This window comes from Pseudoduganella chitinolytica, from assembly GCF_029028125.1.
GTDB classification, from domain to species: domain Bacteria; phylum Pseudomonadota; class Gammaproteobacteria; order Burkholderiales; family Burkholderiaceae_D; genus Rugamonas; species Rugamonas chitinolytica.
Window position 1 is genome coordinate 5,010,629 of record NZ_CP119083.1, and the last position, 14,397, is coordinate 5,025,025.

The following is a 14,397-nucleotide window of genomic DNA, read 5'->3' on the forward strand; positions in this document are numbered from 1 at the left end:
ACAACTTACGATAGGTACATTCGAGACATGAAATTCATCAAGCAACTCATCGCCGTCGCCACCCTGGCTTTTGCCACCACCGGCTTCGCGTCCGCCCAGAGCGCCAACGAAGCGCCGGACGCGCTCGTCAAGCGCATCAGCTCGGAAGTGCTGACGATCGCCAAGGCCGACAAGGACATCCAGGCCGGCAACACCCGCAAGGTCATGGACCTGGTCGAAACGAAAATCCTGCCATACGTCGATTTCGAGCGCATGACGGCGCTGGCCGCCGGCCGGTACTGGCGCGAAGCGACGCCGGAACAGAAGCGCCAGTTGTCCGCCGAGTTCCGCACGCTGCTGATCTTCACGTACTCCGGCGCCCTGTCGCAGGTGCGTAACGAAACCATCGAGTTCAAGCCGCTGCGCGCCGATCCGTCCGACACGGAAGTGGAGGTCCGCTCGCAGGTCAACATGACCCGTGGCGAACCCGTGCTGCTGAACTACCGTGTCGCCAAGGGCCCGTCGGGCTGGAAGATCTACGACATCAACGTGCTGGGCGCGTGGCTGGTGGAGACCTACAAGGGCACCTTCAACTCGGAAATCAGCAAGGGCGGCATCGACGGCCTGATCAAGACGCTGGCCGCGAAGAACAAGCAGCTGGCCAACAAGCCGCTGGCTACTGCCAAGAAGTAATTCTGTTATTTCTGTTATCATTGGGGACTCGAGCAGTCCCCAATTTATTTTTAGACCGACATGGCCGATTCCGCCAACAACATGTTGTCCCTGACCGCGCTGACCGTGGATAACGCCACGGCCGCGCTGGAGCATGGCCTGGCCGCGATCGCCGCGGGGCAGAGCGTGTTCGACCTGCGCAACGTGGTGGCGGTCGATTCGGCGGCCGTGTCGGTGATGCTGGCCTGGCAGCGCGCCGCCGCCAACGCCGGCGTCAAGCTGGAGCTGGTGAACCTGCCGGCCATCCTGAAAAGCCTCACCAAGCTGTACGGCGTGTGCGCCTTAGTGTCTCCCCAGTTGTGCGATCAGCCGGCCCGCGACGTGTCCACGTCCGCCGAGCTGCATCATCATTGACCCCCGCCTGAACCCCGCCCGGCCGGCTCCCGCGTTTTTGCAGGTCCGGCATAGTCCGACCGAAATTCCCCTATAATTGACCGTTACCGTTGCCAACAGAGCCACGGTGCCCGCTTCCCCGGCCTTCCAGCCGCCAAGAGCAACGGTCACGTTGCACTACCAAAAACGAACAATCGCGCATGACAGCAATCGAAATCAGCAATGTCGAGAAGCGCTACAAATCGCTCCAGGCACTGGGCGGCGTGTCGCTCTCGATCGAAGAAGGGGAGTTTTTCGGCCTGCTCGGGCCGAACGGCGCCGGCAAGACCACCCTGATCTCCATTATCGCGGGCCTGATCCGGGCCGACAGCGGCACGGTGAAAATCCATGGCCATGACGTCGTGCGCGACTTCCGCGCGGCGCGTCGCAACCTTGGCGTGGTGCCGCAGGAACTGGTGTTCGACCCGTTCTTCACGGTGCGCGAGACGCTGCGGCTGCAGTCCGGCTACTTCGGCCTGCCCAATAACGACAAGTGGATCGACGAGGTGATGGAGAACCTCGACCTCACCAACAAGGCCGACACCAATATGCGCGCGCTGTCCGGCGGCATGAAGCGCCGCGTGCTGGTGGCGCAGGCGCTGGTGCACAAACCGCCCGTGATCGTGCTGGACGAGCCGACCGCCGGCGTCGACGTGGAGCTGCGCCAGACGCTGTGGAAGTTCATCTCGCGCCTGAACCGCGAAGGCCACACGGTGGTGCTGACCACGCACTACCTGGAAGAAGCGCAGGCCATGTGCAAGCGCGTCGCCATGCTCAAGTCCGGCAAGGTGGTGGCGCTGGACACGATGTCGGCGCTGATCCGCCGTATCTCCGGCTCGCAGCTGATCGTGCACATGAAGGAAGGTGACCTGCCCGCCGACATGCGCCACCTGATCACGCATCCGGAGCCGACCGAGACGGGCCGCAAGTACAGCCTGCGCATCAACGACTATGCGGAAGTGGAGCAGATCCTGGCGCGCCTGCGCGGCAACGGCGTCGTCATCGACGAGATGCAGCTGCAGCAGGCCGACCTGGAAGACATCTTCCTGCAAATCATGGACAAGGGAGCACTGTGATGATCTCCACGGGCTTTCGCACCCTGGTGTACAAGGAAACGCTGCGTTTCTATAAGGTGGCGACGCAGACGATCGCCGCGCCGATCCTGACCGCGATGCTGTACCTCCTGATCTTCGGCCACGTGCTGGAAGGGCGCGTCACGGTCTATCCGGGCGTCAGCTACACGGCATTCCTGATTCCGGGCCTCGTCATGATGAGCGTTTTGCAGAATTCGTTCGCCAACTCGTCGTCGTCGCTGATCCAGTCGAAAATCACGGGCAACCTGGTATTCGTGCTGCTCACGCCCCTGTCGCACTGGGAGATCTTCTCTGCCTACACCCTGGCCGCCATGGTGCGCGGCATCTGCGTGGGCCTGGGCGTATTCATCGTGACGGCATGGTTTGCCCACATGAGCTTCCAATGGCCGCTGTGGATCGCCGTGTTCGCGCTGCTGGGCGCCGCGATCCTGGGCACGATGGGCCTCATCGCCGGCATCTGGGCCGAGAAATTCGACCAGCTGGCCGCCTTCCAGAACTTCCTGATCATGCCGCTGACGTTCCTGTCCGGCGTGTTCTACTCCATTCACTCGCTGCCGCCGTTCTGGCTGACGGTGTCGCACCTGAACCCGTTCTTCTACATGATCGACGGCTTCCGTTACGGCTTCTTCGGCCAGTCCGACATCAACCCGTGGACCAGCCTCGCCATCGTCTCCGCCTTCCTGGTGGTGCTGGCGCTGCTGGCGATCCGGCTGCTGCGCAGCGGCTACAGGCTGCGCCACTAAAAGTTATCACAGGACTCATCATGACCACGACCCCAGAAGCAATCCACAGCTACATCGCCGCCGGCCTCGAATGCACCCACCTGCAGGTGGAAGGCGACGGCCAGCACTTCCAGGCCATCATCGTCTCGCCCGCATTCGCGGGCAAGCGCCCGATCCAGCGCCACCAGCTGGTCTATGCGGCGCTGGGCGACCGCATGCGCGAGGAAATCCACGCGCTGTCGATGAAGACCCTGACCCCTGAAGAATTCCAAGGATAACGTTATGGACAAACTGCTCATCACCGGCGGCAAGCGCCTGGTCGGCGACATCCAGATTTCCGGCGCCAAGAACGCGGCCCTGCCGATCCTGTGCGCGGGCCTGCTGACGGCCGGCGACCTGGAACTGGCGAACGTGCCGAACCTGCACGACGTGGCCACGATGCTCAAGCTGCTGCGCCAGACCGGCCTGGCGGTGCAGCAGAACGGCGACAAGGTCGTCATGAACGGCGCGAAGATCGACAAGCTGGAAGCGCCTTACGAACTGGTGAAGACCATGCGCGCGTCGATCCTCGTGCTGGGCCCCCTGCTGGCCCGCTTCGGCGAAGCCAAGGTGTCGCTGCCGGGCGGCTGCGCGATTGGTTCGCGTCCCGTCGACCAGCACATCAAGGGCCTGCAGGCGCTGGGCGCGGAGATCTCGATCGACGCCGGCTACATCTACGCCAAGGCGAAGAAACTGAAGGGCGCCAGCATCACCACCGACATGATCACGGTGACCGGCACGGAAAACCTCCTGATGGCCGCCACCCTGGCCGAAGGCGAGACGGTGCTGGAAAACGCCGCCTGCGAACCGGAAGTGACGGACCTGGCCAACCTGCTGGTCGCCATGGGCGCCAGGATCGACGGCATCGGCACGCACCGCCTGGTGATCCAGGGCGTGCCGGCGCTGCACGGCGCCGCGCACACGGTGATCTCGGACCGCATCGAGGCGGCCACGTTCCTGTGCGCCGTGGCGGCGGCCGGCGGCGACATCACCATCCGCAATACCCGCGTGGACATCATGGACGCGGCGCTGGAAAAGCTGCGCGAGATGGGCCTGCGCCTGACGGTGGGCGACACGTGGATCCGCGCGCAGATGGATGCGCGCCCGACGCCCGTCAGCTTCAGCACCACGGAATACCCGGGCTTCCCGACCGACATGCAGGCGCAGTTCATGGCCGTCAACACGATCGCCGACGGCAGCAGCACGGTGCAGGAGACGATCTTCGAGAACCGCTTCATGCACGTGCAGGAAATGAACCGCCTGGGCGCCGCGATCCAGACGGACGGCAACACGGCCACGATCCGCGGCGTGCAGCAGTTGATCGGCGCGCCCGTGATGGCGACCGACCTGCGCGCCTCGGCATCGCTCGTCATCGCCGGCCTGGCCGCCAAGGGCGAAACGCTGATCGACCGCATCTATCACCTCGACCGCGGCTACGACCGCATGGAAGTGAAGCTGTCCGCCGTCGGCGCCAACATCACCCGCATCAAGTAAGGCGGCCATGACGACCATCACCAGCCAGGCGCCAACCGATACCCAGCTGATCCTGGCCCTGTCCAAGGGCCGGATCTTCGAGGACACGCTGCCGCTGCTGGCCGCCGCCGGCATCACCGTCACGGAAAACCCGGAGACGTCGCGCAAGCTGATCCTGCCGACCAATGACCCGAACGTGCGGGTGCTGATCGTGCGCGCCACCGACGTGCCGACCTACGTGCAGCATGGCGCGGCCGACTTCGGCGTGGCCGGCAAGGACGTGCTGTTCGAGCACGGCGGCGAAGGCCTGTACCAGCCGATCGACCTGAACATCGCGAAGTGCCGCATGTCGGTTGCCGTCAAGGCGGGCTTCGACTACGAGACGGCGGTGCGCCAGGGCGCGCGCCTGCGCGTGGCCACGAAGTTCACGGAAATGGCGCGCCAGCACTTCGCCAAGAAAGGCGTGCACGTCGACCTGATCAAGCTGTACGGCTCGATGGAACTGGCGCCGCTGGTGGGCCTGTCGGACGCCATCGTCGACCTGGTCAGCACCGGCAGCACGCTGCGCGCCAACAACCTGGTCGAGGTGGAAGAGATCATGGACATCTCGTCGCGCCTCGTCGTCAACCAGGCCGCGCTGAAGCTCAAACGCACGCGCCTGCAGCCGATCATCGCAGCATTCGAACGCGCCTCCCAATCCCAGGCATAAGCACATCACAAGCCCATCATGATCCAACTCCGCAAGCTCGACTCCTCCGCCATCGATTTCCAGGAAACGCTGGACGCCCTGCTGGCGTTCGAAGCCGAAACCGATACCGCCATCGAACATGCCGTCACCGAGATCATCGCGCAGGTGCGCGGCCGCGGCGACGAGGCCGTCGTCGAATACACGAACAAGTTCGATCGTATTCCGCATGGCGGCGCGCCGGACATGCAGGCATTCGAGATCGGGCAGGAGGAGTTGCATGCGGCGCTGGCCGCGCTGCCGGATGCGCAGCGTGACGCGTTGCAGACGGCGGCCGAGCGCATCCGCGTGTTCCACGAACGCCAGAAGCAGGAGCTGCAGGGCTTTACCTATACGGAGCCGGACGGCACGGTGCTGGGCCAGCGCATCACGCCGCTGGACCGCGTGGGCATCTACGTCCCGGGCGGCAAGGCCGCCTATCCGTCGTCGGTGCTGATGAACGCGGTGCCGGCCAAGGTGGCGGGCGTGGGCGAGATCGTGATGGTCGTGCCGACGCCGGACGGCGTCAAGAACCGGATGGTGCTGGCCGCCGCCGCCATTGCCGGCGTCGACCGCGTGATCGGCATCGGCGGCGCGCAGGCCGTGGCCGCGCTGGCGTACGGTACCGAGACGATCCAGCCGGTGGACAAGATCGTCGGCCCCGGCAACGCCTACGTGGCCGCCGCCAAGCGGCGCGTGTTCGGGGCGGTCGGCATCGACATGATCGCCGGCCCGTCGGAAATCCTCGTCATCTGCGATGGGACCACCGACCCGGACTGGGTGGCGATGGACCTGTTCTCGCAAGCCGAGCACGACGAGCTGGCGCAGGCCATCCTGCTGTGCCCCGATGCCCGCTACATCGCCAAGGTGGAAGCGTCGATCCAGAAACTGCTGCCGACGATGCCGCGCCAGGAAGTCATTCGCACGTCGCTGACGGACCGCGGCGCGCTGATCAAGGTGCGTGACATGGACGAAGCGTGCGCCATCGCCAACGCCATCGCCGCCGAGCACCTGGAAATCTCGGCCGAGGAACCGCAGCAGTGGGCCGACAAGATCCGCCATGCGGGCGCGATGTTCCTGGGCCGCTTCTCGTCCGAATCGCTGGGCGACTACTGCTGCGGCCCGAACCACGTGCTGCCGACGTCGCGCACGGCGCGCTTCTCGTCGCCGCTGGGCGTGTACGACTTCCAGAAGCGCTCGTCGATCATCCAGGTCAGCGAGGCCGGCGCGCAGACGCTGGGCAGGATCGCCGCCGAGCTGGCCTATGGCGAAGGGCTGCAGGCGCACGCTCGCAGTGCCGAGTTGCGGTTGAGGCCAGATGAAAACTAAAGGCGCCGACGTAGCTGAGGAACCCAGCGGCGTGGAGCTGGGGTCAGACCCGCCGGGTCTGACCCCGGGGCCTGCTTTTGGGGTTGCTTCAAGCGCACCTGCCCCTTGGCTGGACCAGGTCTACTGCGAGGACGCGCTGACCGGCCTGTCCCGCATCCCCGATGGCTCGGTGGACCTGCTGCTGACGGACCCGCCGTACAACCTGGGCAAGGACTACGGCAACGCGTCCGATCAGCAGTCGGTCGAGGAGTACCTGCAGTGGACCGAACGCTGGATCGATGCGGTGCTGCCGAAGCTGAAGGACAACGGCAGCCTGTACATCTTCACCACCTGGCGCTTCTCGCCGGAGATCTTCGTGATGCTGAAAAAGCGCATGACGATGATGAACGAGATCATCTGGGACCGCCGGGTGCCGTCGATGGGCGGCAGCGTGCGCAGCTACTCGTCGGTGCACGACACGATCGGTTTCTTCGTGCGCCGCAAGGATTACTATTTCGATCTCGACGCCGTGCGCATCCCGTACGACGCGGAGACCAAGAAGGCCCGTTCGCGCTCGATCTTCGTCGGTGCGAAATGGCTGGAACTGGGCTACAACCCGAAGGATCTGTGGAGCGTATCGCGCCTGCACAGGGAACATGCGGAGCGGGTCGATCACCCGACGCAAAAACCGCTGCAAATCATCGAGCGCATGATCAAGGCTTCGTGCCCGCCGGATGGCGTGGTGCTGGACCTGTTCATGGGCAGCGGCACCACCGCCGTCGCGGCGCGCCGCACGGGCCGGCACTTTGTCGGCTTCGAGCTCAATGCGGAGTACTGCCGCATCACGGCCGAGCGGCTGGCCAAGCTGGCTGCACCCGACGACGCAGGGCCGGGGTCAGACCCCCAGCCGAGGCCTCGTACCAAGGGCCGTACCGCCAGAAAGGGGTCCGACCCCAGGGTTACGCCGTTGGGTGAAAGCGCTACTGTAGATAACCTCCTGGAGTGAATACCACATGTCCCTCGAAAGCCTGATCAGCAACACCATCCGTTCCGACGTGCGCGCCATTGGCAGCTACCACGTGCCGGATGCGAGCGGCTACGTGAAGCTGGACGCGATGGAAAACCCGTACCAGCTGCCCGAGGCACTGCGCCGCGAGTTGGGCGAACGGCTGGCCGCCGTCGCGCTGAACCGCTATCCGCCGTCGTACGACGCGCTGCGCCGCAAGGTCGTCGCCAAGCTGGGCGTCCCGGCCGGCTATGAAGTCCTGCTGGGGAACGGCTCGGACGAGCTTATCTCCATCATGGCCGCCGCCTGCGCGCACCAGGACCGCCGCGCCGTCATGATGGCGCCGGTGCCTGCGTTCGTCATGTTCCAGCGCTCGGCCCAGGTGGCCGGCATGGACTTCGTCGGCGTGCCGCTGCAGGAAGATTTCGCGCTCGACGTGCCGGCCATGCTGGCCGCGATCGCCGAACACAAGCCCGCCTTGCTGTTCCTGGCCTATCCGAACAACCCGACCGGCAACCTGTACGACGCCGACGCGATGGTGCAACTCATCCGCGCGATGGGCGACACGGGCCTGGTCGTCGTCGACGAGGCCTACGAGCCGTTCGCGCAGCAAAGCTTCATGGGCCGCTTGCCGGCGTTCGACAACCTGATCGTCATGCGTACGCTGTCGAAACTGGGCCTGGCCGGCATCCGCCTGGGCTATATGTCGGCGGCGCCCGCGCTGCTGGAGCAGTTCGAGAAGGTGCGCCCGCCGTACAACGTCAACGTCATGACGCAGGCGGCGGCCGATTTCGCGCTGGACCACCTGGACGTGCTGAACGAACAGGCCGCGCAGCTGCGCGAGCAGCGCGCGGTGCTGAGCCGGGCGCTGGCGGCGTTGCCGAACGTCACAGTTTTCCCGTCGGCAGCGAATTTCATCCTGATCCGTGTGGCGGATGCGGACACGACCCACTCGAATCTCCTGGCCCGCAAAATTTTGGTGAAAAATTTGAGTAAAATGCACCCTGTGCTGACGAATTGCCTGCGTATCACCGTCAGCACGCCGGAAGAAAACGCCGCTTTCCTCGACGCCCTGAAAGCGTCGCTGGCGGTCTGATCCACCCCTGAGCCTCTCCCATGACCATCGCAGAACGCAGCGCGGAAGTCACGCGCAACACCAACGAGACGCAGATTCGCGTCGCCCTGAACCTGGACGGCACCGGCACGCAGAAGCTGGACACCGGCGTGCCCTTCCTGGACCACATGCTGGACCAGATCGCGCGCCACGGCCTGATCGACCTGGACATCCACGCCACCGGCGACACCCACATCGACAACCACCACACGGTGGAGGATGTCGGCATCACGCTGGGCATGGCGGTGGCCAAGGCGATCGGCGACCGCAAGGGCATCCGCCGCTATGGCCATGCCTACGTGCCGCTCGATGAAGCGCTGTCGCGCGTCGTCATCGACTTTTCCGGCCGCCCCGGCATCGAATACCATATCCCGTTCACCCGCGCGATGATCGGCACGTTCGACGTCGACCTGACCCTGGAATTCTTCCGCGGCTTCGTCAACCACGCCGGCATCACGCTGCACATCGATAACCTGCGCGGCACCAACGCCCACCACCAGTGCGAAACCGTGTTCAAGGCCTTCGGCCGCGCGCTGCGCATGGCCGTCGAGCGCGACGAGCGCGCGGCCGGCACGATCCCATCGACCAAAGGAAGCCTGTAACCGAGAGCGGGCTTTAGCCATGAAAAAAATCGTTGTAGTTGACTACGGCATGGGCAACCTGCGCTCCGTCGCGCAGGCGTTGCGCGCCGCCGCGCCGGAAGCGGACGTGCGCATTTCCGGCGAGGTGGCCGAGATCGAAAGCGCCGAGCGCATCGTGCTGCCGGGCCAGGGCGCCATGACCGACTGTATGAAGAGCTTGCGCGAGTCCGGCGTCGAGGAAGCGCTGCTGCGCGCCGCTGAGAGCAAGCCGCTGCTGGGCGTGTGCATCGGCGAGCAGATGCTGTTCGGCGACAGCGAGGAAGGCGGCACCGGCCTCAATCTCCTGCCCGGCAAGATCGTGCGCTTCCGCCTGGACGGCCAGCTGCAGGAAGACGGCTCCCGCTTCAAGGTGCCGCAGATGGGCTGGAACCAGGTGCGCCAGAAGGTCCCGCACGCGCTGTGGGAGGGCATCCCGGACGAGTCGTACTTCTACTTCGTGCACAGCTACTACGTGCAGCCGGACGAGCCGGCGCACAGCGTCGGCGAGACGGTGTACGGCCAGCCGTTCTGCTGTGCCGTCGCGCGCGACAATATTTTCGCCACCCAGTTCCACCCCGAGAAAAGCGCCGCCAGCGGCCTGCAGCTGTACAAGAACTTCGTTCACTGGAATCCCTGAAGCAGTCCCACTCCTAACCATCAACTGAAAAAGCCATGCTGCTCATTCCTGCCATCGACCTCAAGGACGGTCACTGCGTTCGCCTGAAACAAGGCGATATGGAACTTGCCACCGTATTCTCCGAAGACCCGGCCGCGATGGCCCGTCATTGGCTGGAGCAGGGCGCCCGCCGCCTGCACCTGGTCGACTTGAACGGTGCGTTTGCCGGCAAGCCGAAGAACGAAGGCGCCGTCAAGGCGATCCTCAAGACGGTGCAGGACTTCGCCTTGGAGAACGACATCGACGAGATTCCCGTGCAGCTGGGCGGCGGCATCCGCGACCTCGACACAATCGAGCGCTACCTCGACGACGGCATCAGCTACATCATCATCGGCACGGCGGCCGTGAAGAGCCCCGGCTTCCTGCACGACGCCTGCGGCGCCTTCCCGGGCCACATCATCGTCGGCCTGGACGCCAAGGACGGCAAGGTCGCGACCGACGGCTGGAGCAAGATGTCCGGCCACGAAGTCATCGACCTGGCGCAGAAGTTCGAGCAGTACGGCGTCGAATCGATCGTCTACACGGACATCGGCCGCGACGGCATGATGGGCGGCGTCAACATCGAAGCGACGGTGCGCCTGGCGCAAGCGGTGCGTATCCCGATCATCGCCTCCGGCGGCCTGCACAACCTGGCCGACGTGGAAGCGCTGTGCGCGGTGCAGGACGAAGGCATCGAAGGCGTCATCTGCGGCCGCTCGATCTACGAAGGCACGATCAACCTGAACGAGGCGCAGTTGCGTGCCGACGAGCTGACCGGCGACGTGGTGGCCGGCGAAACGAGCGAAGACTGATATGCTGGCCAAACGGATCATCCCTTGCCTCGACGTGACCAATGGCCGCGTCGTCAAGGGCGTCAACTTCACCGAGCTGCGCGATGCCGGCGACCCCGTCGAGATCGCGCGCCGCTATGACGAGCAGGGCGCGGACGAGCTGACGTTCCTCGACATCACGGCCTCCTCCGACAACCGCGGCCTGATCCTCGACATCATCGAGGCGGTCGCGTCCCAGGTGTTCATTCCGCTGACGGTGGGCGGCGGCGTGCGCGAGGTGGGCGACGTGCGCCGCCTGCTGAACGCTGGCGCCGACAAGATCAGCCTGAACACGTCGGCCGTCAGCAACCCGCAGCTGGTGTACGACGCGTCGCAGAAGCACGGCTCGCAGTGCATCATCGTCGCCATCGACGCGAAAAACGTCGCGCCCGGCAAATGGGAAGTGTTCACGCATGGCGGGCGCAAGGCCACGGGGCTCGATGCCGTCGAGTGGGCGCGGAAGATGGCCGCCATGGGCGCGGGCGAACTGCTCCTGACCAGCATGGACCGCGACGGCACCAAGTCCGGCTTCGACCTGGGCCTGACGCGTGCGGTGTCCGATGCGGTGGACGTGCCGGTGATCGCCTCGGGCGGCGTGGGCAGCCTGCAGGACCTGGCCGACGGCATCAAGGAAGGCCGCGCGGATGCCGTGCTGGCCGCCAGCATCTTCCATTACGGCCAGCATACCGTGCAGGAAGCGAAGCGTTTCATGGCCGCGCAGGGCATTCCCATGCGCCTGGCATGACAAGGTAAAACCATGAGTATTCCGACGACGACGCCTAGCGTAGCCAAGGCAAAATGGCTGAACCGCGTGAAATGGGACGAGCACGGCCTCGTGCCCGTGATCGCCCAGGAAGCGGGCAGCAACGACGTGCTGATGTTCGCCTGGATGAACCGCGACGCGCTGTACAAGACGGTGGAGCTGGGCGAAGCCGTGTACTGGAGCCGCTCGCGCAAGAAGCTGTGGCACAAGGGTGAGGAGTCCGGCCACGTGCAGAAAGTGCTGGAGATCCGCCTCGACTGCGACGAGGACGTGGTGCTGCTGAAGGTCGAGCAGGCCGGCGGCATCGCCTGCCACACGGGCCGCCACTCGTGCTTCTTCCAGAAGTTCGACGGCGACGCCCGCGACGGCGACTGGCACGACGCGGAGCCCGTGCTGAAAGACCCGCAAGCCATCTATACGGACAAGACCAAATGACGATACTCGACCGCGTGGCCGCCACGATCGACAGCCGCAAGCTCGCCAACGGCGGCGACCCCGCCACGTCCTACGTATCGAAGCTGTTCGCCAAGGGCGACGACGCCATCCTGAAGAAGATCGGCGAGGAAGCGACGGAACTGGTGATGGCCGCCAAGGACGCGCGCGCCGCCGGCGATGCCGGCAAGGTGTTGTACGAGTGCGCCGATCTGTGGTTCCATTCGCTGGTGCTGCTGGCGCAGTTCGACCTGACGCCGCAGCAGGTACTGGATGAGCTGGCGCGCCGCGAAGGCGTGTCGGGCATCGCCGAAAAAGCCGCGCGCCCGGACGCGTGAGCGCTCACTCTATTCATTGAGGACTATTCGTGGACAACTGCCTGTTCTGCAAGATCGCCGCCAAACAGATTCCCGCCACCGTCGTCTACGAAGACGACGAGCTGCTGGCGTTCAAGGACATCAACCCGGCCGCGCCGGTCCACCTGCTGATCATTCCGAAGCAGCACATCGCGACCTTGTCCGAATGCGACGAGGGCCACACGGCCCTCCTGGGCAAGATGCTGGCGCTGGCACCGCGCCTGGCCAAGGAACATGGCGTCTCGGTCGTCTACGACGCCGAAGGCACCCCCACGCGCGGCTACAAGACGCTCATCAACAGCGGCCCGGATGGCGGGCAGGTCGTGTACCACATGCATATGCACATGTATGGCGGCCCGCGGCCGTGGAAGGGCATGCACTGAGGGCCTGCGGCTTTGACACCACGGGTTGCGCCGGTTAGCGCCCACCGCCCGCCATCTCCCGCGCATACCGCGCCGGCGGCAGCCCCACATGCCGGGTGAACGCGACACTGAACGCACTGGCGGAGCCGTAGCCGATGCGCTCGGCGATGTCGGCAATACGTGCGTCGCGCTGCCGCAGCAGGCTTCTGGCCAGCGCCATCCGCCACCCCAGCAGGTAAGCCATCGGCGCGACACCCACCGCGCGGCTGAACCGTTCAAAAAACACCGAGCGTGACAGGGCAGCTTCCTGCGCCAGCTGGGCCACCGTCCACGGCTTGGCCACCTCCGCGTGGATGCGGCGCAGCGCCACGGCCAGGCGCTCGTCCGCCAGCCCGCGCAGCAAGCCGGGTGGCGCGAGGCTTCCCGCGGTCGAACGCAACGCCTCGATCAGCAGCACTTCCAACAGGCGCGCCAGCACTTCCTCGCGCGCCGGGCGCTGCGCGCGCGACTCCTCGCCCACCAGCCGCACCAGGGTGGACAGCCGCGCTTCGCCGCGCACGTGCACCAGCTGCGGCAGCAGCGACACCAGCAGCGCCGCGTCGGGCGAACTGAAGCTGCAGTAGCCGAGCAGCAGCTGCACGTCGGCGGGCGCGTCGACAGGGCCATGGCGGAATTCGCCGTTGGGCAGGGTCACCGGCTCGCTGTCGGGCTGCCCCGCTGGCAGCGGCGCCATGCTGGAGACAGTAAAACCGCAGGCGGACGGGATCAGCACGAAGTCGCCTTGTACCAACTCCATGGGTCCGGCCCCCTGTACCTGCAGCCGGCAACCGCCTTCCAGGATCGCACAATAAAACGGTTGGGCCGGCGCGCTGCGGCGCACGCGCCAGGGGCCGGCCGCGCTGACGACCTTGGAGAACCGCGCCCGCGGCTGCAGCAGCGTGACCGCTTCGGCCAGGGGATCGATCATGTCCGGACGCTCGCTAATGAACGGGGGACGGGCGATTGTAGCAAGTCCGGCTCTTGGTCTCTACAGTGTTGATATCGCCCACCCCTGAAGGAGTCAACATGAAAACCGTCCTGATCACCGGCTGCTCGTCCGGCTTCGGCCTGGCAACCGCCCGCCATTTCCTGGAACACGACTGGAATGTCGTCGCGACCATGCGCCAGCCCCTGCCCGACGTGCTGCCCGCTTCCCCGCGCCTGCGCGTGCTGGCCCTCGACGTGACGGACGCCGACAGCATCGCGCGCGTTGTCGCTGCGGCGGGTCCCATCGACGTACTGGTCAACAATGCCGGCCAAGGCGCGCTGGGAGCCCTGGAGGGCATCGCGATGGACCGGGTCCGGACCCTGTTCGAGACCAACACGCTGGGAACGATCGCGCTGACGCAGGCCGTGCTGCCGCAGTTCCGGTCGCGCCGCGCCGGCGTCATCGTCAACGTGACGTCGGCCGTGACGTTGCTGCCGCTGCTGGCCGTCTACTCGGCCAGCAAGGCGGCCGTGAATGCGTTTACCGCATCGCTGGCCCTCGAGGTGGCGCAGTTCGACGTGCGCTGCCACCTGGTCCTGCCGGGACGCTCGCCTGAAACGCGCTTTGGCGAAAACGCCCTGAGCCATATGGGGGACGCGATACCGCCAGCCTATGCCACGCTGGCGAACGACGTGTTTGCGCGCCGTACCCCCTCGGACCCCGTCACGCATGCCGCGGACGTGGCGCGGGCCGTGTGGCGGGCGGCCACCGACCCATCCGCGCCGATGCACATCCCTGCCGGTGCGGATGCTGTCGCGTTGGCGGGGTAGGGCTGACGGGCGCGGCGCG

The 14,397-nt window shown here is 65.7% G+C and carries 19 protein-coding genes; 18 read left to right on the forward strand and 1 reads right to left on the reverse strand.

Going from position 1 to position 14,397, the window contains the following annotated elements; translation table 11 throughout:
- Nucleotides 1-27: 27 nt before the first annotated feature.
- The 17 genes from PX653_RS22300 (at nucleotide 28) to PX653_RS22380 (ending at nucleotide 12,602) form a co-directional block, all read left to right on the forward strand.
- Nucleotides 28-672 (forward strand): MlaC/ttg2D family ABC transporter substrate-binding protein, encoded by a 645-nt coding sequence (locus tag PX653_RS22300; RefSeq protein WP_277414887.1) that lies wholly within the window; start codon nucleotides 28-30, stop codon nucleotides 670-672.
- A gap of 60 nt (nucleotides 673-732) precedes the next feature.
- On the forward strand, nucleotides 733-1,065 hold the full coding sequence (locus tag PX653_RS22305) for an STAS domain-containing protein (protein ID WP_277414888.1): 333 nt from the start codon (nucleotides 733-735) through the stop codon (nucleotides 1,063-1,065).
- A gap of 179 nt (nucleotides 1,066-1,244) precedes the next feature.
- Nucleotides 1,245-2,159 (forward strand): ABC transporter ATP-binding protein, encoded by a 915-nt coding sequence (locus PX653_RS22310; RefSeq protein ID WP_277414889.1) that lies wholly within the window; start codon nucleotides 1,245-1,247, stop codon nucleotides 2,157-2,159.
- A complete protein-coding gene (locus tag PX653_RS22315) occupies nucleotides 2,159-2,920 on the forward strand; it encodes an ABC transporter permease (protein ID WP_277418640.1) in 762 nt (253 codons plus the stop codon). The genes PX653_RS22310 and PX653_RS22315 overlap by 1 nt, the downstream gene beginning before the upstream one ends.
- Nucleotides 2,921-2,940: 20 nt before the next feature.
- Nucleotides 2,941-3,177, forward strand: coding sequence for a BolA family protein (locus PX653_RS22320; protein ID WP_277414890.1), 237 nt, complete (start codon nucleotides 2,941-2,943; stop codon nucleotides 3,175-3,177).
- A gap of 4 nt (nucleotides 3,178-3,181) precedes the next feature.
- A complete protein-coding gene (murA, locus tag PX653_RS22325) occupies nucleotides 3,182-4,432 on the forward strand; it encodes a UDP-N-acetylglucosamine 1-carboxyvinyltransferase (protein ID WP_277414891.1) in 1,251 nt (416 codons plus the stop codon).
- A gap of 7 nt (nucleotides 4,433-4,439) precedes the next feature.
- A complete protein-coding gene (hisG, locus tag PX653_RS22330) occupies nucleotides 4,440-5,120 on the forward strand; it encodes an ATP phosphoribosyltransferase (RefSeq protein ID WP_277414892.1) in 681 nt (226 codons plus the stop codon).
- Nucleotides 5,121-5,135: 15 nt separating this feature from the next.
- Nucleotides 5,136-6,464, forward strand: coding sequence for a histidinol dehydrogenase (gene hisD / locus PX653_RS22335; RefSeq protein ID WP_277418641.1), 1,329 nt, complete (start codon nucleotides 5,136-5,138; stop codon nucleotides 6,462-6,464).
- The gene (locus PX653_RS22340; protein ID WP_277414893.1) at nucleotides 6,454-7,449 is read left to right on the forward strand and encodes a DNA-methyltransferase; all 996 of its coding nucleotides are present in this window, start codon (nucleotides 6,454-6,456) and stop codon (nucleotides 7,447-7,449) included. Before hisD ends, PX653_RS22340 begins: the two co-directional genes overlap by 11 nt.
- Nucleotides 7,450-7,456: 7 nt before the next feature.
- Complete coding sequence (gene hisC / locus PX653_RS22345) at nucleotides 7,457-8,545, forward strand: histidinol-phosphate transaminase (RefSeq protein ID WP_277414894.1); 1,089 nt, start codon at nucleotides 7,457-7,459, stop codon at nucleotides 8,543-8,545.
- Nucleotides 8,546-8,565: 20 nt separating this feature from the next.
- Complete coding sequence (hisB, locus tag PX653_RS22350) at nucleotides 8,566-9,165, forward strand: imidazoleglycerol-phosphate dehydratase HisB (protein WP_134386139.1); 600 nt, start codon at nucleotides 8,566-8,568, stop codon at nucleotides 9,163-9,165.
- 19 nt (nucleotides 9,166-9,184) lie between these two features.
- Nucleotides 9,185-9,820: an imidazole glycerol phosphate synthase subunit HisH gene (hisH, locus tag PX653_RS22355; RefSeq protein ID WP_277414895.1), complete on the forward strand. Its 636-nt coding sequence runs from the start codon at nucleotides 9,185-9,187 to the stop codon at nucleotides 9,818-9,820.
- Nucleotides 9,821-9,855: 35 nt separating this feature from the next.
- Nucleotides 9,856-10,650, forward strand: coding sequence for a 1-(5-phosphoribosyl)-5-[(5-phosphoribosylamino)methylideneamino]imidazole-4-carboxamide isomerase (gene hisA / locus PX653_RS22360; RefSeq protein ID WP_277414896.1), 795 nt, complete (start codon nucleotides 9,856-9,858; stop codon nucleotides 10,648-10,650).
- A gap of 1 nt (nucleotide 10,651) precedes the next feature.
- The gene (gene hisF / locus PX653_RS22365; protein WP_112939495.1) at nucleotides 10,652-11,413 is read left to right on the forward strand and encodes an imidazole glycerol phosphate synthase subunit HisF; all 762 of its coding nucleotides are present in this window, start codon (nucleotides 10,652-10,654) and stop codon (nucleotides 11,411-11,413) included.
- A 12-nt stretch (nucleotides 11,414-11,425) separates the two neighbouring features.
- Nucleotides 11,426-11,866 carry a phosphoribosyl-AMP cyclohydrolase gene (gene hisI / locus PX653_RS22370; protein ID WP_277414897.1) on the forward strand — a complete coding sequence of 147 codons (441 nt, stop codon included), beginning with the start codon at nucleotides 11,426-11,428 and terminating at the stop codon, nucleotides 11,864-11,866.
- Nucleotides 11,863-12,201, forward strand: coding sequence for a phosphoribosyl-ATP diphosphatase (locus PX653_RS22375; protein WP_107139766.1), 339 nt, complete (start codon nucleotides 11,863-11,865; stop codon nucleotides 12,199-12,201). The genes hisI and PX653_RS22375 overlap by 4 nt, the downstream gene beginning before the upstream one ends.
- Nucleotides 12,202-12,230: 29 nt before the next feature.
- Nucleotides 12,231-12,602 carry a histidine triad nucleotide-binding protein gene (locus tag PX653_RS22380; protein ID WP_277414898.1) on the forward strand — a complete coding sequence of 124 codons (372 nt, stop codon included), beginning with the start codon at nucleotides 12,231-12,233 and terminating at the stop codon, nucleotides 12,600-12,602.
- A gap of 34 nt (nucleotides 12,603-12,636) precedes the next feature.
- On the opposite strand, the gene PX653_RS22385 is transcribed toward PX653_RS22380, so the two are convergent.
- A complete protein-coding gene (locus tag PX653_RS22385) occupies nucleotides 12,637-13,548 on the reverse strand; it encodes an AraC family transcriptional regulator (RefSeq protein WP_277414899.1) in 912 nt (303 codons plus the stop codon).
- 98 nt (nucleotides 13,549-13,646) lie between these two features.
- Here PX653_RS22385 and PX653_RS22390 point away from each other — a divergent pair, with 98 nt between their 5' ends.
- Complete coding sequence (locus tag PX653_RS22390; protein WP_277414900.1) at nucleotides 13,647-14,378, forward strand: SDR family oxidoreductase; 732 nt, start codon at nucleotides 13,647-13,649, stop codon at nucleotides 14,376-14,378.
- Nucleotides 14,379-14,397: the final 19 nt, after the last annotated feature.

Excerpts from the sequence above, each read along its gene's own strand:
- PX653_RS22300 (WP_277414887.1), top strand. The coding sequence starts at position 28 with ATGAAATTCATCAAGCAACTCATCGCCGTCGCCACCCTGGCTTTTGCC.
- PX653_RS22305 (WP_277414888.1), top strand. The coding sequence starts at position 733 with ATGGCCGATTCCGCCAACAACATGTTGTCCCTGACCGCGCTGACCGTG.
- PX653_RS22310 (WP_277414889.1), top strand. The coding sequence starts at position 1,245 with ATGACAGCAATCGAAATCAGCAATGTCGAGAAGCGCTACAAATCGCTC.
- PX653_RS22315 (WP_277418640.1), top strand. The coding sequence starts at position 2,159 with ATGATCTCCACGGGCTTTCGCACCCTGGTGTACAAGGAAACGCTGCGT.
- PX653_RS22320 (WP_277414890.1), top strand. The coding sequence starts at position 2,941 with ATGACCACGACCCCAGAAGCAATCCACAGCTACATCGCCGCCGGCCTC.
- murA (WP_277414891.1), top strand. The coding sequence starts at position 3,182 with ATGGACAAACTGCTCATCACCGGCGGCAAGCGCCTGGTCGGCGACATC.
- hisG (WP_277414892.1), top strand. The coding sequence starts at position 4,440 with ATGACGACCATCACCAGCCAGGCGCCAACCGATACCCAGCTGATCCTG.
- PX653_RS22340 (WP_277414893.1), top strand. The coding sequence starts at position 6,454 with ATGAAAACTAAAGGCGCCGACGTAGCTGAGGAACCCAGCGGCGTGGAG.
- hisC (WP_277414894.1), top strand. The coding sequence starts at position 7,457 with ATGTCCCTCGAAAGCCTGATCAGCAACACCATCCGTTCCGACGTGCGC.
- hisB (WP_134386139.1), top strand. The coding sequence starts at position 8,566 with ATGACCATCGCAGAACGCAGCGCGGAAGTCACGCGCAACACCAACGAG.
- hisH (WP_277414895.1), top strand. The coding sequence starts at position 9,185 with ATGAAAAAAATCGTTGTAGTTGACTACGGCATGGGCAACCTGCGCTCC.
- hisA (WP_277414896.1), top strand. The coding sequence starts at position 9,856 with ATGCTGCTCATTCCTGCCATCGACCTCAAGGACGGTCACTGCGTTCGC.
- hisF (WP_112939495.1), top strand. The coding sequence starts at position 10,652 with ATGCTGGCCAAACGGATCATCCCTTGCCTCGACGTGACCAATGGCCGC.
- hisI (WP_277414897.1), top strand. The coding sequence starts at position 11,426 with ATGAGTATTCCGACGACGACGCCTAGCGTAGCCAAGGCAAAATGGCTG.
- PX653_RS22375 (WP_107139766.1), top strand. The coding sequence starts at position 11,863 with ATGACGATACTCGACCGCGTGGCCGCCACGATCGACAGCCGCAAGCTC.
- PX653_RS22385 (WP_277414899.1), bottom strand. The coding sequence starts at position 13,548 with ATGATCGATCCCCTGGCCGAAGCGGTCACGCTGCTGCAGCCGCGGGCG.
- PX653_RS22390 (WP_277414900.1), top strand. The coding sequence starts at position 13,647 with ATGAAAACCGTCCTGATCACCGGCTGCTCGTCCGGCTTCGGCCTGGCA.